The sequence below is a fragment of the Amycolatopsis acidicola genome (assembly GCF_007713735.2).
Lineage (GTDB): Bacteria > Actinomycetota > Actinomycetes > Mycobacteriales > Pseudonocardiaceae > Amycolatopsis_E > Amycolatopsis_E acidicola.
In genome coordinates, this window is record NZ_VMNW02000009.1 from 61,382 (window position 1) to 82,250 (window position 20,869).

20 protein-coding genes are annotated in these 20,869 nt (G+C 70.2%); 8 read left to right on the top strand and 12 right to left on the bottom strand.

The annotated features are described in order from the left end of the window. Positions 1 to 5: 5 nt before the first annotated feature. On the top strand, positions 6 to 1,172 hold the full coding sequence (locus FPZ12_RS08900; protein ID WP_144748311.1) for an epoxide hydrolase family protein: 1,167 nt from the start codon (positions 6 to 8) through the stop codon (positions 1,170 to 1,172). A 5-nt stretch (positions 1,173 to 1,177) separates the two neighbouring features. Here FPZ12_RS08900 and FPZ12_RS08905 read toward each other — a convergent pair whose 3' ends face one another. The 3 genes from FPZ12_RS08905 to FPZ12_RS08915 form a co-directional block, all read right to left on the bottom strand. Beyond that, entirely contained in the window at positions 1,178 to 1,963 is a 786-nt protein-coding gene (locus FPZ12_RS08905; RefSeq protein ID WP_144748310.1) for a cytidyltransferase, read from the bottom strand. A gap of 2 nt (positions 1,964 to 1,965) precedes the next feature. Further along, positions 1,966 to 3,447, bottom strand: coding sequence for a 4-hydroxyphenylacetate 3-hydroxylase family protein (locus FPZ12_RS08910; RefSeq protein WP_150980239.1), 1,482 nt, complete (start codon positions 3,445 to 3,447; stop codon positions 1,966 to 1,968). A 92-nt stretch (positions 3,448 to 3,539) separates the two neighbouring features. Next, positions 3,540 to 4,079, bottom strand: coding sequence for a flavin reductase family protein (locus tag FPZ12_RS08915; RefSeq protein WP_144750573.1), 540 nt, complete (start codon positions 4,077 to 4,079; stop codon positions 3,540 to 3,542). Between the two features lie 102 nt (positions 4,080 to 4,181). Here FPZ12_RS08915 and FPZ12_RS08920 point away from each other — a divergent pair, with 102 nt between their 5' ends. Next, the gene (locus tag FPZ12_RS08920; RefSeq protein ID WP_144750572.1) at positions 4,182 to 5,012 is read left to right on the top strand and encodes an IclR family transcriptional regulator domain-containing protein; all 831 of its coding nucleotides are present in this window, start codon (positions 4,182 to 4,184) and stop codon (positions 5,010 to 5,012) included. Positions 5,013 to 5,018: 6 nt separating this feature from the next. On the opposite strand, the gene FPZ12_RS08925 is transcribed toward FPZ12_RS08920, so the two are convergent. Together FPZ12_RS08925 and FPZ12_RS08930 are read right to left on the bottom strand one after the other, a co-directional pair. Next, a complete protein-coding gene (locus FPZ12_RS08925; RefSeq protein WP_144750571.1) occupies positions 5,019 to 5,939 on the bottom strand; it encodes an alpha/beta hydrolase in 921 nt (306 codons plus the stop codon). 15 nt (positions 5,940 to 5,954) lie between these two features. Beyond that, the gene (locus FPZ12_RS08930) at positions 5,955 to 7,592 is read right to left on the bottom strand and encodes a flavin-containing monooxygenase (protein ID WP_243769748.1); all 1,638 of its coding nucleotides are present in this window, start codon (positions 7,590 to 7,592) and stop codon (positions 5,955 to 5,957) included. Positions 7,593 to 7,733: 141 nt separating this feature from the next. Here FPZ12_RS08930 and FPZ12_RS08935 point away from each other — a divergent pair, with 141 nt between their 5' ends. Beyond that, the gene (locus FPZ12_RS08935) at positions 7,734 to 10,034 is read left to right on the top strand and encodes an ATP-binding protein (RefSeq protein WP_144750569.1); all 2,301 of its coding nucleotides are present in this window, start codon (positions 7,734 to 7,736) and stop codon (positions 10,032 to 10,034) included. A gap of 129 nt (positions 10,035 to 10,163) precedes the next feature. Here FPZ12_RS08935 and FPZ12_RS08940 read toward each other — a convergent pair whose 3' ends face one another. Continuing rightward, positions 10,164 to 10,598, bottom strand: coding sequence for a YbaB/EbfC family nucleoid-associated protein (locus tag FPZ12_RS08940; RefSeq protein ID WP_144750568.1), 435 nt, complete (start codon positions 10,596 to 10,598; stop codon positions 10,164 to 10,166). A 236-nt stretch (positions 10,599 to 10,834) separates the two neighbouring features. Between FPZ12_RS08940 and FPZ12_RS08945 the strand changes: the two genes are divergently transcribed. Next, a complete protein-coding gene (locus FPZ12_RS08945) occupies positions 10,835 to 11,287 on the top strand; it encodes a Fur family transcriptional regulator (RefSeq protein ID WP_144750567.1) in 453 nt (150 codons plus the stop codon). Continuing rightward, a complete protein-coding gene (gene katG / locus FPZ12_RS08950; RefSeq protein ID WP_150980229.1) occupies positions 11,284 to 13,545 on the top strand; it encodes a catalase/peroxidase HPI in 2,262 nt (753 codons plus the stop codon). The genes FPZ12_RS08945 and katG overlap by 4 nt, the downstream gene beginning before the upstream one ends. Positions 13,546 to 13,640: 95 nt before the next feature. On the opposite strand, the gene msrA is transcribed toward katG, so the two are convergent. Further along, positions 13,641 to 14,168, bottom strand: coding sequence for a peptide-methionine (S)-S-oxide reductase MsrA (gene msrA / locus FPZ12_RS08955; RefSeq protein ID WP_144750565.1), 528 nt, complete (start codon positions 14,166 to 14,168; stop codon positions 13,641 to 13,643). 125 nt (positions 14,169 to 14,293) lie between these two features. Here msrA and FPZ12_RS45500 point away from each other — a divergent pair, with 125 nt between their 5' ends. The 3 genes from FPZ12_RS45500 to FPZ12_RS08965 are packed head-to-tail and all read left to right on the top strand — an operon-like array spanning position 14,294 to position 15,494. After that, a complete protein-coding gene (locus FPZ12_RS45500; RefSeq protein WP_144750564.1) occupies positions 14,294 to 14,644 on the top strand; it encodes a DMT family transporter in 351 nt (116 codons plus the stop codon). After that, positions 14,641 to 14,961 carry a DMT family transporter gene (locus FPZ12_RS45505; protein WP_166462647.1) on the top strand — a complete coding sequence of 107 codons (321 nt, stop codon included), beginning with the start codon at positions 14,641 to 14,643 and terminating at the stop codon, positions 14,959 to 14,961. The genes FPZ12_RS45500 and FPZ12_RS45505 overlap by 4 nt, the downstream gene beginning before the upstream one ends. Further along, complete coding sequence (locus tag FPZ12_RS08965) at positions 14,958 to 15,494, top strand: TetR/AcrR family transcriptional regulator (protein WP_208025806.1); 537 nt, start codon at positions 14,958 to 14,960, stop codon at positions 15,492 to 15,494. The genes FPZ12_RS45505 and FPZ12_RS08965 overlap by 4 nt, the downstream gene beginning before the upstream one ends. Before the next feature lie 7 nt (positions 15,495 to 15,501). Here the strand turns inward: FPZ12_RS08965 and FPZ12_RS08970 are convergent, their stop codons facing one another. The 5 genes from FPZ12_RS08970 to FPZ12_RS08990 are packed head-to-tail and all read right to left on the bottom strand — an operon-like array spanning position 15,502 to position 20,812. Next, positions 15,502 to 16,998, bottom strand: coding sequence for a sulfatase family protein (locus tag FPZ12_RS08970; RefSeq protein WP_144750563.1), 1,497 nt, complete (start codon positions 16,996 to 16,998; stop codon positions 15,502 to 15,504). After that, positions 16,995 to 17,987: an aliphatic sulfonate ABC transporter substrate-binding protein gene (locus FPZ12_RS08975; RefSeq protein ID WP_144750562.1), complete on the bottom strand. Its 993-nt coding sequence runs from the start codon at positions 17,985 to 17,987 to the stop codon at positions 16,995 to 16,997. The genes FPZ12_RS08970 and FPZ12_RS08975 overlap by 4 nt, the downstream gene beginning before the upstream one ends. 10 nt (positions 17,988 to 17,997) lie before the next feature. Then, positions 17,998 to 18,771 carry an ABC transporter ATP-binding protein gene (locus tag FPZ12_RS08980; RefSeq protein ID WP_144750561.1) on the bottom strand — a complete coding sequence of 258 codons (774 nt, stop codon included), beginning with the start codon at positions 18,769 to 18,771 and terminating at the stop codon, positions 17,998 to 18,000. Then, positions 18,768 to 19,577: an ABC transporter permease gene (locus tag FPZ12_RS08985; RefSeq protein WP_144750559.1), complete on the bottom strand. Its 810-nt coding sequence runs from the start codon at positions 19,575 to 19,577 to the stop codon at positions 18,768 to 18,770. Before FPZ12_RS08985 ends, FPZ12_RS08980 begins: the two co-directional genes overlap by 4 nt. 17 nt (positions 19,578 to 19,594) lie before the next feature. Further along, complete coding sequence (locus FPZ12_RS08990; RefSeq protein WP_166462648.1) at positions 19,595 to 20,812, bottom strand: ROK family transcriptional regulator; 1,218 nt, start codon at positions 20,810 to 20,812, stop codon at positions 19,595 to 19,597. Positions 20,813 to 20,869: the final 57 nt, after the last annotated feature.

Genomic DNA, 20,869 nt, shown 5'->3' on the forward strand with positions numbered 1-20,869 from the left:
GACCCATGCCCACCAGCGAAGTCACAGCATTCGAAGCCCACGCGCCCGACTCCGACCTCGAGGATCTCCGCGCGCGACTGGCCGCCGCGCGGCTGCCGGAGGCCGAGACCGTCTATGGCGCCGCGCCCGGCCCTCGCCGGTGGGATCAGGGCGTTCCGCTGGCCGACCTCGTCGAGCTGGTGAACTACTGGCGCACCGGGTACGACTGGCGCGCGTTCGAAAAGCGCCTGAACGAGCTCGGCCAGTTCCGCGCCACCATCGACGGTCTGGGCATCCATTTCCTGCACCGCCGCTCCACGCGGGCGGACGCCACGCCGCTGATCCTGACCCACGGCTGGCCGGGCAGCATCGCCGAGTTCACCGGCCTGATCGACGACCTGGCGGATCCGGGAAACGCGGAAACACCGGCATTCCACGTCGTCGTGCCGTCATTGCCCGGCTTCGGTTACAGCGAAAAACCGGCCACCACCGGCTGGGGAACCGAAAAGATCGCGGCCGCCTGGGTCGAGCTGATGGGCAGGCTCGGCTACGGCAGGTTCCTCGCCCACGGCGGCGACTGGGGCGGCAACATCACCACGGTGCTCGCCGGCCGGTTCCCGGAACACGTGCTCGGCATCCACACCACCTTCGCCGAGGGGCCACCCGGGCTGTCCACGGACGGACTCACCGCGACCGAACGGAAATGGGCCGGGGAAACCCACCATTTCTGGCATCACCGCGCGGCCTACGCGAAGCAGCAGGCGACCCGGCCGCAGACCATCGGCTACTCGCTCGTGGACTCCCCCGTGGGGCTGCTCGCCTGGATCCTCGACAAGTTCGCCGAATGGTCGGACACCGAAGACAGCCCCTTCGAGACGATCCCCCGGGACCGGATTCTCGACGACGTCACCCTGTACTGGCTGACGCGCACCGGCGCCTCCGCCGCCCGCATCTACTACGAAAGCCACAACTCGCTCGACCCCGCGCTCCGGGTCGACGTCCCCTCGGCGATCACCGTCTATCCCCGCGACATCGAGAAATATCCGCACCCCTGGGCACGGGAAAGGTACCGGCGGATCGTCCGATGGCGGTCACCCGACCACGGCGGACACTTCCCGTCGCTGGAGGTTCCCGCGTATTTCGTCCAAGATCTGCGAGAGGGTCTCGCGGCCGTGCTGGCCGCCGATCACTGAACCCCTCAGCAACGCCGCACGAGCCGCAGCACGACACGCGCCGGACGAGGACCGTTGGTGTGCAAGCGAATCCGGCCACTGTGCGCCGCCAGGATCCCGCTGCTCCCGTCCGGCAGCAGCACCTCGTACGTGCCCGGCCCCGGTAGCGCGGTGCCGTGAGCGGCCGTGAACACGCCGTCGGCCGCCACGTCTCCTTCGAGCTGGTGCGGCCGCCCGAGCGCCCGGTTCGCCGCGGCCAGATCGCCGTCGCGCAGGCAGGTCCGGATGTAGGTCGACGAGCAGGCGGCCCGATCCGTGATCGGCAGCAGATCCACCACGGTCACCGAAAACCCGAGCCGCTCCCCCAGCTCCCGCAGGGTCGCGGTGGTCCCGGCGCCGCGGTGCCCGAACGTGAAGTTGCCGCCCACCACCACGTGCGCCGCCCGCAGCGAGCCCGCCAGCACCCCGGAGGCGAACTCCTCCGGGGTGCGGCTGGCGAACGCCGCGCTGAACGGGAGCACGCACACCGCGTCCACGCCGAGCCGCCCGGCGAGCTCGGCGCGCTGCTCGATCGTGCTCAGCCCGGCCGTGTCGCGGGGCAGCCCGAGCACGCGTGCCGGATGCGGGTCGAACGTGACCAGCACGGTGGGCAGCCCCCGCCGCCGCCCTGCCTCCACGGCGTGGCCGATGAGGTGCGCGTGCCCGCGATGCACCCCGTCGAACACGCCGATGGTGAGCACGCACGGGCCCAGTGTCGCGGGCACGTCGGCCGGGCGCCGGTAGACCGGCGTGCGGTGCAGGGCGGCGGTCATGGTCAGCTGCCGGGGTTCATCAGGTCGGGCACGGTCCAGCCGTCGAGGTCGTACTCGGCCATGCACTGCTCGGCGAACCCGGTCATCTGCCCCGCGGCGCCCGACTGCTGGGCGGCGAAGAGGAGTTCGGCGCGGACGCCTTCGTGGTTGCCGGAGTAGTTGCGTTCGTAGAGCTCGTGGCGGCCGCCGAATTCGCTGCCGATGGAGTCCCAGATCAGTTTCATGAGCTTCACGCGTTCGACGGCGTCCATGCCGTTCGAGCCGCGCACGTACTGGTCCAGGTACGGCCGGATTTCCGGGGATTTGAAATCGCTGGCGTGCGAGGGCAGGTAAATGAGCCCGGACCCGAGATCCTGCATGATGATTTCGCGGACGCGGGGGTAGCCGACGGTCATGAACCAGCGGTAGGCCAGCCCGTAGTCCAGGTGCGGGAGGACGGCGCCGTCCTTCCATTCGTCGGGGCGGGCGGCCATCGCGTCGGAGAGGGCCCAGAACATGTTGCGCCAGCCGATGACCTCGCCGACGCGGGTCTGGATGCCGCGGAAGTCCTTGGTGCCGGTGGCTTCCACGCCCTTCATCAGCAGGCCGGCGATGAAGTCGAGTTTGACCGCGAGCCGGGTGACGCCGTGGAAGGTGAACCGATGCAGGAAGCCGGAGCCGGGGAAGAAGGTGCTGGCCTTTTCCGCGTCGCCGTAGATGAACACGTTCTCCCACGGGATCTTCACCTTGTCCAGGATGAAGATCGTGTCGTTCTCGTCGAACCGGGACGACAACGGGTAGTCGAACGGGCTGGACGCGTTCTGCGCGTAGGAATGGCGGCAGATCAGCTTCATCCCCGGCGCACCCATCGGCACCGTGCACACCAACGCGAATTCGCGCTTCTTGATCGGCAGGCCGTAGTGCGCGATGAAGTTGTAGTTGGTGATCGCCGATCCCGTGGCGACGACCTTCGCGCCCGAAACGACCAGCCCGTCGTCCTTTTCCTCCTCGACGTGGATGAAGATGTCCTTCACGTCGTCCGGATTGCGGTCGCGGTCCACCGGCGGGTTGATGATCGCGTGGTTCCAGTAGAGAACCTTCTCCTGCGATTCGGTGTACCAGCGCCGCGCGTTGTCGGCGAACGGTTCGTAGAAGTCGGAATTCGCGCCCAGCGTGCCGAGGAACGCGGCCTTGTAGTCGGGGCTGCGGCCCATCCAGCCGTAGGTCATCTTCGCCCACTCCGCGATCGCGTCACGGTCGGCGAACAGGTCCTCGCTGCTGCGCGGCGTGCGGAAGAACGGATGCGTGAAGCTGTTATTGCCCGTGTCCGTCGGAGCGGTCAGCACCTTCTGCTTCTCCGGGTCGTGCAGGGCGTCGTAGAGGCGCGCGGTCATCCGCACGGAGTTGCGGAAGGCGGGGTGGGTGGTGACGTCGTCCACCTTGTCGCCGTAGATGAAGATCTCCCGGCCGTCCCGGATGCTCTCGATGTACTCGTCACCGGTCATCGGCCGCGTGACCCGTGCCGGATCGGCTTCCTCGGCGTTCTGCTGCTGGGCAACCACAGTGTCGTCCCTTCTTCGTTGGCGGTTGACGGAAATCAAGCGGCCCAGTACGCCGGGAACCAGCCGGCGTCGGGGCAGTCGAGCGAAGCGGCCCAGTGCGGGTCCGCGTTCAGCGGGCCGAGTTCCCGGAACTGGCCGCCGAAGAACAGCAGGGGTTCGGCGTCGGTGACCTCGAGCGCGACGACCTCGCCGAGCACGATCAGGTGGTCACCGCCGTCGTAGGTGCGCCAGGGCAGGCAGGAAAGCGTCGCGGCGTTGCCCGCGAGCACCGGTGCCGTGGCGCCCTCCGTCCATTGTGGAGCGGGGTCCTGCGGCCGCCCGGCGAAATGCCAGGCGACGTCGAGCTGGTCCGCGGCCAGCACGTTCACCCCGAAGGGTGCCCCCGGCAGGTAGCCGCAGGCCTTCGAGCGCCGGGTGAGCGTCACCTGGCAGAGCGCGGGTTCGAGCGACACGGCGGTGAAGGCGTTGACGGTCGCCCCGTGCGGGTCGCCTTCGTCGTTCCGGCAGGTCACGACGGTGACCCCGGTGGCGAACCGGCCGAATCCGGTCCGGACTTCCCGCTGGTCGAGCGTCATCTTCGACACCTCCTGTACGCTGTGCGTACGTTCTGTCCGCAGTGCGTTCACGAAGAGGGTGCCCCGCCGGGGGCGCACGAGTCAAGCCCGGGATGGGGGAAGATGACGGCCATGACGACGGCGGAGAACCCACGGGACCTCATCCAGAGCCTCGAACGCGGGTTCGCGGTACTGCTCGCGTTCGACGCCGAGCGGCCCAGCCCCACCCTCGCCGAACTGGCCACCGCGACCGGGCTGTCCCGCCCCGCGGTGCGCCGGATCCTGCTGACGCTGCAACACCTCGGCTATGTGCACGGTGATGGCGGGCGCTGGCGGCTGACCCCGCGGGTGCTCAGCATCGGACAGCACTACTCGGCCTCGCACGGGATGATCGAGATCGCGCAGCCGCATCTGCTGGAGCTGGCCGAGAAGACTGGCGAGTCCGCGTCGCTCGCGGCGCTCGACGGCACCGAGGTCGTCTACATCGCGCGAGTCCCGGTCCGCCGGATCATGAGCATCAACGTCTCGATCGGCACCAGGGTCCCGGCGCACGCCACGTCCATGGGCCGCGTCCTGCTCGCCTGGGCGGACGAGTCCACAGTGGACACCGTGCTCGAGGCGGGACTGCAGGCGCGGACGCCGGAAACCGTGACCGACCCCGCCGAGTTCCGCGCGGCGCTGAAGACGGTGCGGGATCAGGGTTTCTCGATCGTCGCGGGCGAGCTCGAGGAGGGCCTGATCTCCGCCGCCGCCCCGGTGCGCGACCGCAGCGGCACCGTCGTCGCCGCGCTCGCCTCGTCCACCTCCACCGGACGCTCCACTGTGGACGAACTGCACGACGACGTGGTGCCGCTGCTGCGCAGGGCCGCGGACGCGATCAGCACCGACTACGGCCACCGCCGCGCGAGCAAGGCGAGCTCGATCATCGTCAAACCGCACGACGGATTTTTCTGAGCCTGGTCAGAGGTTCCGGCGCAGGTGGGCGACCGCCGCCTCGTGGATCTCCGCGCTCCGCGGGATCGCGGCGGAAGCCCAGTAGGCGGCGTGGACGAGTCCGTCCATCCGGCGGTGCGCGGCTCGCACCCCGGCGTTTTCCAGCGCCGCGGCGAAAGCCTCCCCCTCGTCGCGGAGGGTGTCGTACTCGGTCGTGACGACGAGCGTGGGCGGGAGCCCGGCCAGGTCGTTCCGGCCGAGCGCCAGCCGCGGGTCGGTGACGTCTTCCGGACCGCTCACGTACTGGGCGCCGAACCACTGCAGGGCGTCCAGGTGCAGCAGGTACCCCTCGGCGAATTCGCGGCGCGAAGCCGTGTCCGCCAAGGGATCCACCAGCGGGTACACCAGCACCTGCGCGCGCACCGGGGGCTCCCCTTCGTCGCGGGCCCGGATCACCGCGGCGGCCGCGAGAGTGCCTCCGGCGCTGTCCCCCATCACCGCGATGCGGTCCGGGTCGCCGCCATGCGCGGAGATTTCCTTGGCCGTCCACCGCAAAGCGGCGAACACGTCGTCGTGCGCCGCCGGGAACCGCGCCTCGGGCGCGAGCCGGTAGGTCACCGACACCACGATCGCGCCGGTGTCGACGGCGAGCGCGCGGGCCCGTTCGTCGACCACGTCGAGATTCCCGGCGACGAACCCACCCCCGTGCACGTACACGACCACGGGCAGCGGCCGGTCGCCCGGCGGGACGTGGATGCGCGCGCGGTGCGCGGGGTCCGGCCCGTAGGAGACGTCGGTGCTCCGGCAGGAACCGCGTTTCGGCAGCTGCAGCCCGGTGAAGGAGGCGACGGCCGCCCGGGTTCCTTCGACGCCGAGCTTTTCGAACGACTGGAAACCCTGGTCGTCGAGCGCGCCGATCAGGGCACGCACGTCCGGGTCGAGTGGCATGGCGATCTCCTTTTCTCAGGCCTGGGCGGGAACACGGCGGGCGGACAACGTGAAGCCCTCGTAACCGGCGGCGACCACCTCGTCGCATTTCGCGCGGTAGGCGGGCGCGCCGCCCAGGTAGACCAGCACCCGGCGCGGTTTGCCGGGGATGTTCGCGCCGAGGTACCAGGACGTCGGCGATTGGGGCAGCAGCGTCGCGTTGGCGAGCTCCTCGGTGTGCGCGACCCACTCCCGCTCCGCCTCGGCAGCCGGCTCGATGACGTCCAGGCCACGGGCGCGCAGGTGGTCGATCGCCGCCGCGGCGAAGTCGACGTGGTCCTCGATCGCGAGCGGCATGTTGTAGAGCACCGAGGGGCTCTGCGGGCCGGTGATCATGAACAGGTTGGGGAACCCGGCCGCCATCAGGCCGAGGTAGGTCTGCGGACCGTCCGACCAGTGCTCGGCCAGCCGCCTGCCGTCGCGGCCCGTGATGTTCAGCGCCAGCAACGGTCCCGTGCAGGCGTCGAACCCGGTGGCCAGCACCAGCACGTCGAAGGCGTGCTCGGTGCCGTCGGCGAGGCGGACGCCGGTCTCGGTCACCGCGGCGACCGGGTTCGCCTTCACGTCGACGAGCTCGACGTTCGGCCGGTTGTAGGCCTCGTAGTAGTCGGTCTCCAGCGGCGGCCGCTTCGTCCCGTACGGATATCCCTCCGGCGCAAGGAGTTCCGCGGTCGCGGGGTCGTGCACCCGCTCGCGGATGCGGTCCCGGACGTACGCGGCGAGGGTGTCGTTGGCCGCCTTGTCGAACAGGATGTCGCCGAAGGAGTCGATGAACAACCGGAAGCCGCCGCGGTTCCACCGGTCGTCGAACACCTCGCGGCGCTGTTCCGGCGAAACAGCCAGCGCGGAGGGCTGCACGTCGGAGTAGGGCACGCCGAGGAAGTGGTTCCGCGAAGCGTCCCGGATCGCGGCGTAGCCCGCCTTCTCCGCGGCCTCCTCGCGCGGGTCGGTCGGGTAGTTGCCGATCGGGGTGGCGTAGTTCGGGGTGCGCTGTAGCACGGTCAGCCGCCCCGCGGTCTTGGCGATCTCGCTGATGGCCTGGATCCCCGAGGAGCCGACCCCGATGATCCCGACCCGCTTGCCCTCGAAGGAAACCGGTTCGTGCGGCCAGTTGCCGGTCAGCAGGACCTCGCCCGCGAACTCGTCCACGCCGGGGAACTCCGGTTTCTTCGGCACGGACAGGGTGCCGGCGCCGGAGAAGACCCAGCGGGCCCGGTGCGTTTCGCCGCGGTCGGTCGTGGCGGTCCACAGCGATTCGGCGTCCTCCCAGTCCAGCGCCACGATGCGGGTGCCGAAGCGGAAGCTGCGGCGCAGGTCGTAGCGGTCGGCGACGTGCTCGAGGTAGGAGAGGATCTCCGGCTGCGCCGGGAAGCGCTCGCTCCAGTGCCATTCCTGCTGCAGCTCGTCGTCGAACGAGTAGGAGTAGTGCACGCTTTCGATGTCCACGCGGGCGCCGGGATAGCGGTTCCAGTACCACGTCCCGCCGACCCCGTGGCCCGCCTCGAAGGCGACGACGTCGAGATTCCGCTGATTCCGTAAGGCGTGCACGGCGTACAGGCCGGCGAAACCGGCGCCGACGACGAGAGCGTCGTGTGTGGTCGTTCCGGAGGACACCACGGTCCAGCCTCCTTGATGGTTCGGGTGTTCGCCGCACCAGCGTGGGCCGAGGGCGGGCCCGCCGGGCAGGGTGAGATCACCCCATTCGCCACCCCATTCCCGGCCCGGCGGCGCCCCCCGTGATTTACCGTGGTCACCATGCGCGCGGTGGCGCTGACGAGTTTCGTCGGCAGGCGGAAGACCCTGGCCAGGCTGGAGGCCGAGCTGCGCGCGTGCCGCCTGGTGTCGGTGACCGGGCCGGGCGGGGTCGGCAAGACCCGGACGGCGCTCACCGTCGCGGACCGGATGCGGCTGCCCGGCGGGGTGCGGGTGGCCGAGCTCGCCAGCGTCACCCACGCCACCCAGGTGGCGCCCGCGGTCGCCACCGCGCTGGGCGTGGCCGATCAGTCCAATCGGGACGCGACGGACCGCATCATCGGTCACCTGTCCGGCACCACCGCCTTGCTGCTGCTCGACAACTGCGAACACGTCCTCGACGCGGCCGGGCGGCTGGCGCTGCGATTGCTGAACGCGCTGCCCGGCCTGCGCGTGCTGGCCACGAGCCGCGAACCGCTGGGCATCCGCGGCGAACGGGTGCACCTGCTCACCCCGCTCGCGGTCCCGGAGGAGAGCGACGCTTGCGGCGCGGGCGAACTGGAGTACGTGCCCGCCGTGCAGCTGCTGCTCGACCGCGCCCGGGACGTACTGCCCGACTTCACGGTGACGGCGGAGAACCGCGCCGCGGTCGTGACTTTGTGCCGGCAGCTCGACGGGCTGCCACTGGCGATCGAGCTGGCCGCGGTCCGGCTGCGCTCGCTGTCGGTGTCGCAGGTCGTGGAGCGCCTCGACAGGCGTTTCTCGTTGCTCGCGGATTCCGGGCCCGCCGCGGGCCCGCGGCACCGGTCGTTGCGCGCATTGATCGACTGGAGCCACGACCTGTGCGGCCCCGACGAAAGGCTGTTGTGGCAACGCATGGCGGTCTTCCCGTCGTCGGTGGACCTGGAGACCGTCGAACAGGTCTGCGGGTTCGGCGAGCTGCGCGGTGAGCGGCTGTTCGACGCGCTCGACGGCCTGATCGGGAAATCCGTCGTGGTCGCCGATCGCCGGGGCGAGCAGGTGCGCTACCGCCAGTTCGTGACGCTGCGCGAATACGGCGCGGAATTGCTTGCGGCGTCAGGGGAATCAGAACTGCTGCGCCAGCGCCACCGGGATCACTTCACCGAGCGGGCCGCGTTGTGCGTGCGGCGGTGGTTCGGGCCCGATCAGGCCGGCGACCTCGGGCGCCTGCGCGAGGACCACCCCAATCTCCTGGCGGCGCTGGCGTGGTCCGCCGAGACGCCCGGCGAGGCGGCCGCGGGCGCACGGCTGGCGTCACAGCTGCGGTATCACTGGATCGCCGGGGGTTTCCTGAGCAACGGGCGGCATTGGCTGGAACAGCTGCTGCCGTTGCTCGAACCTGGGACCGCCGAACGCGGCGAAACGTTGTGGGCCACGGCGTGGGTCGCGTTGATCCAGGGCGATCGGGCGACGGCGGAGCGGTACCTCGGCGCATGCGCGGACATCGCCGAGCGCCTGGACTCCCCCGGGTTGCGCGGGCACGTCCGGCTCTGGCGCGCGCTGCTCAACCTTTTCGAGGGTGAACTCGGCACGGCGATCGGTTTGTACCGCGAGGCGATCGCCATCCACCGGACGACCGGGGACACCGGGCTGGTGCTCACGGCGTCGTTCCAGATGGCGATGGCCCAGGCCTACGCCGGGAATCCGGCCGACGCGCTCGCCACCTGTTCCTCGGTGATCGAGCAGGCGTCGGCGGCGGGCGAACGGTGGAACCGCGCGTACGCGCACTGGGCGTCGGCGATCAGCCACCTCCATCTGTCCGAAGTGGACGATGCGCGGGCGGCGATCACCGCCGCGATGCGGATCGAACAGGATTTCCGCGACGGCGTCTGCACCGCGTTGTGCACCGAGGTCGCGTCGTGGGTGGCCGCCTCGTCCGGCGACGCGTCCGACGCCGCCACCCTGGAGGGCGTGGCCGCGTCCGTCTGGCGCCGCCTCGGGACGTCACTGCAGGCGTTCGGCCCGCACGCGAGTTCCGAGGGACGCCGCCATTCCGAACGCGTGGACGAACGGCTCGGCCCCGCCGCTGCCACGATCAGGCAGGAGTATGCCCAGGTCACCGTGCCGGACGCGGTCAAGCTCGGGCTGGATCTCGTGGTCCGCCGGAGCGGGGCCGGGAAGCCGCGGCCCACGGCGGAAAACCCGGCGGCGTCACCGCTCACCGCTCGCGAAGCGCAGATCGCCGCGCTCATCGCCGAAGGCCGCACGAACAAGGCGATCGCGGACCGGCTGACGATCTCCCCGCGCACCGTGGACGGTCACGTGGAACGGATCCTGCGAAAGCTCGACTGCGCGTCCCGCGCCCAGATCGCCTCATGGGTCACGGCGGCACGAGCCCGGTAGCGCGGGACACCGAAGAGCGGCCGTCACACGAGGGCACCAGCCCGCTAGCGCGGGCCACCGAAGAGCGGCCGTCAACACGGCGGCGTTCCCCCGGACCGCCGCCGGCCTCGGGCGAGACCGGGAGCCGGCTCACCGGAGCGGGTCTTCGTCGTCCTCTTCGCCGGCGACCAGGAGTTCGTCCGGGTCGTCTTCGTCGTCGTCCCAGGCCGCGGCCGTGGGGTCCTCGGCGGTGCGCGGGACTTCGGGCACCGCGGTGCGCAGCTTCGCCAGTTCGGGGTTCGCCTCGATCAGCGCCTTGCGGATCTCGTCGTTCCGCTCGCGCAGCGGCGCCAGCGCCTCCGCCATCCGGGCGCGCGCCTGCGCGGCCGCGGCCTGCGCGGTGGCCACCACGATCGCCGAGAGTTTCTTCGCGTTGCCCCGCGCCAGCGCCTGTTCCGTCAGGTCCAGCCCGGTGATCACACCCGTGGCGTCGACCTCGACGGTCACCTGCCCGTCCCCCGACGTGGCCTCGCCCCGCACGGTCATGGCTTCACGCTGCACCGACAGCGCGGTCTCGGCATCCATCCTCGGCCCCCTGTCTGCCCGCCCCGGCGGGCGAACCCTGCTCCGGCATGTTAGTGCCAGGAGACCACTCCGCTTCACCGGCCGCGGAGCGAGAATCCCGAACGGGACGAACCCGGCACCCACCGTCCACAATGGACCCCGATGCCCCGGCCGGCGGCGGCCGGATGACCCGGGCAGGGGACACGCCGAAGCTTAATTTGATTTGTTCCAGAGAAGCGGGCTAAGGTCGTGGCGTGATGTCCGACTTCGAGGCGCAGCTGCGGGAAGTGTCGCTGCGCGTGACCCGGCCCCGCCTCGCGGTGCTCGCGGCACTGCACGACAACCCGCACGTCGACACCGAGAAGGTCATCTCGCTCGTACGGGCCGAGCATCCGACGGTGTCCCACCAGGCCGTCTACGACGTGCTGCGGGCGCTCACCGACGCCGGGCTGGTGCGCCGCATCCAGCCGGCGGGCGCGAACGCGCGCTACGAATCGCGCGTGGGCGACAACCACCATCACGTCGTCTGCCGCAGCTGCGGCGCGATAGCGGACGTCGACTGCACCGTCGGCCACGCCCCCTGTCTCACCGCCTCGGACGATCACGGTTTCGTGATCGAGGAGGCGGAGGTCGTCTTTTGGGGCACCTGCCCCGACTGCGCGGCCGAACGCACAACCAATGATCCGCGAGCTCGGAAGGCAAGCAGATGAGCGACACCCCGGAAACCGGCCCCTCCAGCGCACAGGGGGTGGGCGGCTGCCCGGTCGCGCACGACTCCGCGACCGCGCACGGTAGCGAGAGTGAAAACCCGGCGATCCAGTCGCCGACCGCGAAGACGGGCGGGCGTCCGCGCACGAACAAGGACTGGTGGCCCAACCAGCTCGACCTGACGGTGCTGCACGCGCACTCGTCGAAGAGCAACCCGCTCGGGCCGGAGTTCGAGTACGCCAAGGAGTTCCAGAAGCTCGACGTCGAGGCGCTCAAGCGGGACATCACCGAGGTGCTGACCACCTCGCAGGACTGGTGGCCCGCCGACTTCGGCCACTACGGCGGCCTGATGATCCGGATGAGCTGGCACTCGGCGGGCACGTACCGCATCGTCGACGGCCGCGGCGGCGCCGGTGACGGCGCGCAGCGCTTCGCCCCGCTCAACAGCTGGCCGGACAACGCCAACCTGGACAAGGCGCGCCGGCTGCTGTGGCCGGTCAAGCAGAAGTACGGCCAGAAGATCTCCTGGGCCGACCTGCTGGTGCTGGCGGGCAACGTCGCGCTGGAGTCCATGGGCTTCAAGACCTTCGGGTTCGGCTTCGGCCGCGTCGACACCTGGGAGCCGGAGGAGATCTACTGGGGCCCGGAGGACGACTGGCTGGGCGACGAGCGCTACGCGAGCGACACCGAGATGGTGCCCGACCTCGGCGCCACCGAGATGGGCCTGATCTACGTCAACCCGGAGGGTCCCCGCGGCAGCGCGGACTTCCGGGCCGCGGGCCACTTCATCCGCGAGACCTTCGGCCGGATGGCGATGAACGACGAGGAGACCGTCGCGCTGATCGCCGGCGGCCACACCTTCGGCAAGACGCATGGCGCCGCCAACGCCGACGACCACGTCGGCCCGGAGCCCGAGGCCGCGCCGCTGGAGGCGCAGGGCCTCGGCTGGCTGAGCACGAACGGCACCGGCAGCGGCAAGGACGCGATCACCAGCGGGCTCGAGGTCACCTGGACCGACAAGCCGACCGAGTGGAGCAACCGCTTCTTCGAGATCCTGTTCGGCTACGAGTGGGAGCTGACCGAGAGCCCCGGTGGCGGCAAGCAGTACGTCGCCAAGGACGCGCCGGAGATCATCCCGGACCCGTTCGACCCCACCAAGAAGTACAAGCCCACCATGCTCACCACGGACCTGGCGCTGCGGTACGACCCGATCTACGAGCCGATCTCGCGCCGGTTCCTGGAGAACCCGGACGAGTTGGCGCTGGCGTTCGCCAAGGCCTGGTACAAGCTGCTGCACCGCGACATGGGCCCGATCAGCCGCTACCTCGGGCCGTGGGTCGCCGAGCCGCAGCTGTGGCAGGACCCGGTCCCGGCCGTCGAGGGCCCGCTGGTCGGTGACGCCGACATCGCCGCGCTGAAGGCGAAGGTCCTCGAGTCCGGTCTCACGACCGAGCAGCTCGTCTCCACCGCCTGGGCCTCGGCCGCGAGCTTCCGCTCCACCGACAAGCGCGGCGGCGCGAACGGTGCCCGCATCCGGCTCGAGCCGCAGCGCGGCTGGGAGGTCAACCAGCCCGAGAAGCTGGCGCCGGTGCTGGACAAGCTCGAAAGCATCCAGCAGGAGTTCAACGCGGCCGGTGGCGCGCGGATCTCCCTCGCCGACCTGATCGTGCTGGCCGGTTCGGCTGCGGTCGAGAAGGCCGCGAAGGAGGCCGGCGTCGAGGTGACCGTGCCGTTCCACCCGGGCCGCACCGACGCCTCGCAGGAGCAGACCGACGTCGAGTCCTTCGCGGTCCTCGAGCCGCGGGCCGACGGGTTCCGCAACTACCTGCGCGCCGGTGAGAAGCTCCAGCCCGAGGTGCTGCTGGTCGACCGCGCCTACATGCTGAACCTGACCGCGCCCGAGATGACCGTCCTCGTCGGCGGCCTGCGGGCGCTGGGCTCGGACTTCGGCACGAGCAAGCACGGCGTGCTCACCGACCGGCCGGGCGTGCTGACCAACGACTTCTTCACGAACCTGCTCGCGCCGGGCAGCAAGTGGAAGGGTTCGGAGTCCGAAGAGAACGTGTACGAGATCCGCGACGTGGCGACCGACAAGCTGAAGTGGACCGCCACCGCGGTCGACCTCATCTTCGGCTCGAACTCGCAGCTGCGGGCCCTCGCCGAGGTCTACGCCAGCGACGACGCCCGCGAGAAGTTCGTCGCGGACTTCGTGGCGGCCTGGACGAAGGTCATGGAGCTCGACCGCTTCGACCTCGTCTGATCACCTGGTACGGCAAGGAGCCCGGCCGGTCCGCGTGGACCGGCCGGGCTCTTTTCGTTGGTGCACAAGGGGATCACGCCGCCGGGCGACCCCGCTCACTCACTCGCGGCGGTGGAGCCGGCCCGCTTGGGCAGGCGCCAGCCGGGGCGCACGAAGTGGCAGGTGTAGCCGTTCGGGTACTTCTGCAGGTAGTCCTGGTGCTCGGGCTCGGCCTCCCAGAACGGGCCCGCGGGCTCGACCTCGGTCACGACCTTGCCCGGCCACAGCCCGGAGGCGTCCACGTCCGCGATCGTGTCCACCGCGATCTCGTGCTGCCGCTCGTCGGTGTAGTAGATGGCCGAGCGGTAGCTGAGCCCGATGTCGTTGCCCTGCCGGTTCCGCGTCGTCGGGTCGTGGATCTGGAAGAAGAACTCCAGCAGCTCCCGGTACGAGGTCTGCCCGGGGTCGAACACGATCTCCAGCGCCTCGGCGTGCGTGCCGTGGTTGCGGTAGGTGGCGTTGGGGACGTCCCCGCCGGTGTAGCCGACGCGGGTCGACACCACTCCCGGCTGCTTGCGCACCAGCTCCTGCACGCCCCAGAAGCAGCCACCAGCCAGGATCGCCTTCTCCAGTTGCCGGGTCATACGTCAAACCACCCTTCGGTTTCCTGCGGGATTCCCCCGCCGGGGAGTACAACACCCACGGTCCCCGATTTGGTCCCGCCCGGCGAGGGTCTGGTGTTCCCGCCGTTCAACCCTACTATGGGGACATGCGTCCCCATAGGTTGAAGGTCGCGCTGCTGCTGTGCGGCGCCGTCGCGGCCGAGGTGAGCGGCACGCTGCTGCTCGGCCTTTCGGCAGGTTTCACCCGCCCGCTCCCCTCGATCGGCGTGCTGGCCGGATACGTGGTCTCGATCCTGCTGTTCTCGCGCGCGGTCGGCGAGGGAATCCCGCTCGGCGCGGCCTACGGCACGCTCACCGGCTGCGGGCTCGTGTCGGCGACGCTGCTGGGCGCGCTGCTGTTCGGCGACCCGCCCGGCCTTGCCCAAGTGGCCGGGCTGGTCCTGATCGGCGCCGGCGTGCTCGCGTTGCAGACCCGGCGTCCGGAGGCGGGCCGGTGACGCTGCTCCTCCTGGCCGCCGCCGTGCTGACGCAGGCCATCGGGATCACCGCGACCCGCGCGGCCGACGGCCTGCGCAAACCGGGCTGGGTGGTCGTCGCTCTCGTCGGCATCGGGGCGTCGGTCGCGCTGATGTCCCGGGCATTGGCACACGGCCTGCCGTTCGCGACCGGCTATGGCATCTGGAGCGGGGCGGGTGTCGCGTGCGCCGCGCTGAGCGGAGCCGTACTGTTCGGCGACCGCTTGGCGCGCGGGCAGACGGCGGGGCTGGTACTGGTCGTCGCCGGCGTGATGACTGTCTACAGTGGAGGATCGTGACGGACGAACCCGATGGACGGCGGCGCCGCGGCCTGCGCCGCCGTGCCGTGCTCATCGACGCGACGCTGCGAGTGGTGAGCCGGGACGGTGTGGCGGCCGTGACGCACCGGGCGGTCGCGCAAGAGGCGGGATTGCCGGGAAGCGCGGTGTCGCACCAGTTCGCGTCGATCGACGAACTGCTGAGCGCGGCGCTCACGTCCCAGACCGAGCAGCTCGTCGCCGCGCTCACCGACACCGCAGACCTCACGGGGTTCGCCGCCGAGCTCGTGCGCCTGTTCGGGGCGGACACGAGCGCGGTCGCGGCCCGCTACGAGTTGTACCTCCGCGCGGCCCGCAACCCCGCGACACGCGAGTCGACGGGGCTCTGGCTCGGCCTCCTCGCCACTGTCGCCCGCCACCACACCGAAGATCCCGTGCGGGCGCAGACCTTCGCCTCGGTCGTCGACGGCTACTTCCTGCAGCGCATCTCCACCGGCACCCCGCCCTCGGCCGCCGAACTGGAACGCCTCATCCGCGCCGCGCTCGGCGCCTGACCCGCGCTCAGGGCTGGTAGCTCTCCTCGTCCAGCCCGCTCAAGGTCGGGTCGTAACCGACTTCGCCCACCTCGTACATCGACGTCATCCAGTGGTAGAAATTGTCGCCGCGGGCGCGCAGGAGTTCGTACAGCCGGTGCAGCATCCGGCCCCGCACCGGCGCCAGCTCGGGCAGCACGTACAGGTTCAGCAGCTCGTCCGGGTCGGTTTCGAGATCGTACAGCTCGTTCACCGAGTCCGGGTTGACCACGAGCTTGTACCGGTCCTCGCGCAACATCCTTTGCGGATAAGGGAAATGGTGGCCGTGGAACTCGCACACGATGTCCCCTGCCCAGTCCGGATCGTCCACACCGGACACCAGCGGCAGCAGGCTGCGCGAGTCCACCGCGGGCGCGGGATCGATCCCCGCGAGGTCGAGGATCGTCGCGGTGCAGTCGAGGAGGCTCACGAACTCGTTCCGCGCCAACCCTTCCGGGCTGCCCGGCACGCGCACGATGCCCGGGGTGCGGTAGATGTCCTCGTACATCGCCGGGCCCTTGTCGTGCAGCCGGTGCGAGCCGGTGAACTCGCCGTGGTCACACGTGAAGAACACCGCGGTGTCCTCGGTCAGGCCCAGGCGTTCCATCGCTTCGAGCACGCGGCCGATCTCGTGGTCGATGAGCGACACGTAGCCCCAGTACACGGCGATGAGCTTGCGGGTCGTTTCGATCGGCATCGTGTCGAAGGTCCAATGGGCGCTGTAGTTCTTCTGCACCGGGGGTTTGCCCTGGAACGTTTCGGCGACCGACTTCGGCAGCGGCACGTCCGCCGGGTCGACGAGATCGAAGTACTCGTCCGGGATGATGTAGGGCAGGTGCGGGCCGAAGAAGTGCAGCGCGAGGAAGAACGGCTTGTCCCGCTCGCGCGCGTCCACGGCGTACCGCTCCAGCTGCTCGATCGCGCGCGTGGCCAGGTAGTGCTCGAAGGTGGCTTCGAGCGGCTGGTTCAGCCGTGCCGCGAGGAGGTTGCCCGGGCCGCCGTTGGGCAGGGTGCCGCGGATCCGGTCGCTGATCTCGTACGGCGGCAGGTCGCGTTCGGCCAGGTAGGCGAGGTAGTCGGGATGGTCGACGGGGTTGTGCCAGCCGGGCAGGTCGGGGCCGTCGAAGCCGAAGTCGTTCGCGGACTTCGCGGTGCCGACATGCCATTTGCCGATCAGGCCGCGGTTGTATCCCTTGTCCCCCAAGGCTTCCGCGAAGGTGAACCGGCCGTCCGGGAGGTCCTCGATGTAGCCGACGTTGCGCTCGTAGTTGGCGAGCAGCTTGTGCCGGAACGGCGCCTGCCCGGTGAGCAGGCTCGCCCGCGCGGGCGTGCAGATGGCCGTCGGGGTGTACCAGCGGTCGAACCGGGTTCCCGTCCTGGCCAGCTCGTCGAGGTGGGGCGTGGCGGCGTGTTCGTTGCCGTAGCAGCCCAGGGTGTCGGCGCGGTGCTGGTCGGTCATCAGGAACAGGATGTTCCGCCCCGTCATGAGCGGCCCGCCGAGGTGAACAGGTCACCGGTGTAGTAGCTCTTCGGGCCGACGCTCTGCTTCAGCTGCCCGGACCCGGTGAAGTAGGCGTCCATTTTGGACAGCCAGCCGTCGATGGTGCCGTCCTGGGTCATCCGGTCCAGGTCGTCGACGTTCAGGATCTGGTTGTTCGCGGCATCGGCGGCGACGGTGGACTCGTCGGTCTTCAGCATTTTCGCGGTGAGCTTGACGGTCTGCTCGGGGTTGGCGGTCCGGTACTTCATCGCGTCCCGGAGCACGGACACCACCTTGCGCGCTTTGTCCGGCTGCTTCGCCACGACGTCGTTGCCCGCGACGAAGACGGTCGGGAACTGGAGCTGGTCGGCGAAGTCGGAGTCCTTGGCCAGTTCCACGAGGTCCGGCACCTGCTTCTTGATCGTCGCGATCGCCGGGTACCAGAACCCGGCCGCGTCGATCTTCTTCGAGGAGAAGGCCGAGACGATCGTCGAGGCGTCCATCGGGACGATCTTCACGTCGTTCTTGGTCAGCCCGGCCTTGTTCAGCGCCAGGGTCAGGATCATCTCCCCCGACGTGCCCTGCGGGACGCCGATCGTCTTGCCCTTCAGCTGGGCGAGGCTGGTGATGCCCGGCTGCGCGATCACGCGGTCGGAGTTGCCGAGCGTGTTGAGCGCGACCACCTTGGCCTGGCCCGAAGCGGGTAGCCACATCGCGCCCGGCCCGATGTAACCGAAGTCGAGGTCGCCCGAGCCGAGGGCCTGGATCTGCAGCGGCCCGTTGGTGAACACCTTCGTGTCCGCCGTGAGACCGTACTTCCCCCACAGGTTCTGGTCGTCGGCGATGGCGAGCAGGCTGGTGCCGTTGTAGTCCCCGATGTAGCCGAAATGCACCTCGTCGGCACTGGCGCCGGAGCCGCCGCCGCAGGCGGTGAGGGTCACGGCGGCCATCAGCCCGGCGAGAACCGCCGCGAGCAACCGCTTCCTGATCGTCATGGTGTGCCTTTCACTGGTGGTAGACCGCGTTCCAGACGCGGTTGCGCGTCGCGGTGAACTCGGGGCTGAGGCGGACTTCCTCGGTCCGCGGGTAGGGCAGGCCGACCTCGACCTCCTCGAAGACCCGGCCGGGCCTGGCGGCCATCACGATCACCCGGTTCGCCAGGAAAACCGCCTCGTCCACGTCGTGCGTGATGAACAGGACCGTGCGTTTTTCCTTGTCCCACGCGGCGAGCAGCTGTTCCTGGAGCTTGACCCTGGTGAGCGCGTCGAGCGCGCCGAACGGTTCGTCCATCAGGAGGATGGCCGGGTTCACCGCGTAGGCGCGGGCGATCGCGCACCGCTGGCGCATGCCGCCGGAGAGCGTTTTCGGCAGCGCGTCGGCGAACTCGGTCAGCCCGACCACGTCGATGAAATGCTCGGCCCGCGCCCGCCGCTCGCGCGCGGGCACGCCCGCGATCTTCAGTCCGAACTCGACGTTCTTGCGCACGGTCAGCCACGGGAACAGCGCGTACTGCTGGAAGATCACGCCCCGCTCGGGGCCCGGCCCGGACACGGGCGCGCCGTCGACGAGCGCGCTGCCGCCGGTCGGGGTTTCCAGTCCGGCGAGGATGTTCAGCAACGTGCTCTTGCCGCAGCCGGAGGGGCCGACCACGGTGACGAACTCGTTTTCCGCGATGCTCAGGGAAACGTCGTCGAGCGCGACGAACTGCTCCCGGCCGAGGCTGAACTTCTTGGTGACGCCCTGGACCGCGATCTTCCGCGCGGCGGTGGTGGTGGTCATCGGCGTTCCTGCCATCCGGTGAGCTTGCGTTCCGCGAGCAGCAGCAGCCGGTCCATGACCAGGCCGAGCAGGCCGATGGTGATCAGGCTGACGAAGATCGTCGGCAGGTCGTAGTACAGCTGCGCGTTCTGCATCTCGTAGCCGAGCCCTTCCTGCGCCGCGATCAGCTCGGCGGCCACGAGAGTGGCCCACGCCGAGCCGAGCCCGACCCGCATGCCGACGAGGATGAACGGGGACGAGGCGGGGATGACGACGCGGCGGAAGATCGTGGCGTCGCCCGCGCCGAGCACGCGCGCGGCGTTGATCAGCGTCTTGTCCACCGTGACCACGCCTTGCAGGGTCGAGATGACGCAGGCGAGGAACGCGGCCAGGAAGATCACGAAGATCTTGGGCAGCTCGCCGATGCCCATCAGCACGATGGCCAGCGGGATGATCGCGAGCGGCGGGATGGTGCGGAAGAACTGCACCCAGGGCTCGGTGAGGCTGCGCACGATGCCGTACCAGCCCATCAGGAACCCGACCGGGATCGCCAGCGCGCTGCCGAGCCCGAACCCGATGAGCACGCGCACCAGACTCGCGACCGCGTCCTCCTGCAGCGTCCCGGCCGAGAGCAGCTCCCCCGCCTTGCTGAGCACTTCGGGCGGCGCGGGGATCTTGACGCCGAGCAGCACGAGCACCCACCACAGGCCGATGCCGAGCACGATCGACGCCAGGTTCAGCGCCAGCGGCACCACGAACCGGCGCGGGCGCCGGTGCTCGGCGGGTTCCTTCCTCCCCACCGCGGTGCGCTCGCTGATGACGGCCATCTCGTGTCTCCTTTGCCTCACGCGGGCAGCCGCGTGGCCGGGGGGTCGGGGTATCCGCCGAGCAGCGGGGAACTGTGGAACAGCGCGGCGAGCGCGCCCAGCGCCCCGTCGTCGTCGGAGAGCTGGCCGCAGCGGATCACGGGTTTCGCGGCGGCCCAAGGGAAAAGCTCGGCGGCGACCGTCGCGGTGACCTGGTCGACGATCAGCGGGCTCAGCCGGGCGAGCTCACCGGCGATCACCACCTCCGCGGGATTGCAGGTCATGGCGACGGTGCCGAGCACCCGGCCGACCGCCGTGGCGGCGTCGTGCAGCACCTGTTCGACCACCGGGTCGAAGCGCCCGGCCGCCGCCTTGAGGTCGGCGAGCGAGGTGATCTCGGCGCCGCGGGCGCGGCACGCGGCGAGCACGGCGGGCACCGACGCGACTGTTTCCAGGCACCCGGCTTTGCCGCAGCGGCAAGGGTTTCCGTCGGGCACGACGGTGACGTGGCCGAGTTCGCCTGCCAGCCCGATCGCCCCGGTGACGAGCCGCCTGCCGACCACCAATGCGCCGCCGACCCCGTCGGACAGGCGGATGTAGAGCAGGTCCTCGACGGTGTGGCTGCCGGTGCTGGTCTCGGCGAGCGCGGCGAAGCGGGTGTTGTTGTCCACGATCACCGACGCGCCGAACCGCTGCGCGAAAGCTTCGTCCACGCCGTCGCGCGCGGCCGCGAACCCAGGGCCGAACGCTCCCTCGGGCGCGTGGGGCGCGGACGATCGCGGATACGGGCCGGTGACGCCGATCCCGATGCCCTGCAAGGCATTGAAGTGCACGCCGCAGTCCGCGGCGAGCTGGTCGATGAGGGCGAAGGCCTCCTGGACGCGCGCGGGCCAGCCCTCGCCGTCCGGGTACGGGCGGCGGCCCGAGGCGACGATCTCGTGCGAGGCGTCGGCGATGACGACGTGGACCCGGCGGTGCCCGAAGTCCACGCCGATGAACTGCCCGGACTTCGGGTCGAGCGCGAGGCGTTCCGCCGGCCGGCCGCTGCCCGCCCGGTTCGCCGCATCGGTGTCGACGACGACGATCGCCCCGCGCCGCAGCAGATCCCGGGTGATCTCCGACAGCGTCGTGCGGGCGACGCCCACGACCTCGGCGATCTCGCCCCGGCTGAGGGCGCCACGCTCGCGCAGCGCGTGCAGGACGCGGGCCTCATGGGCCTCCCTGCCGCGCGAATGCACTTCGGCGGGCACCGACATGGCGGTCATTCTCGGCAGGCCGGATTTTTTCCGTCAAGGTTCCGACAGAATTCGCTC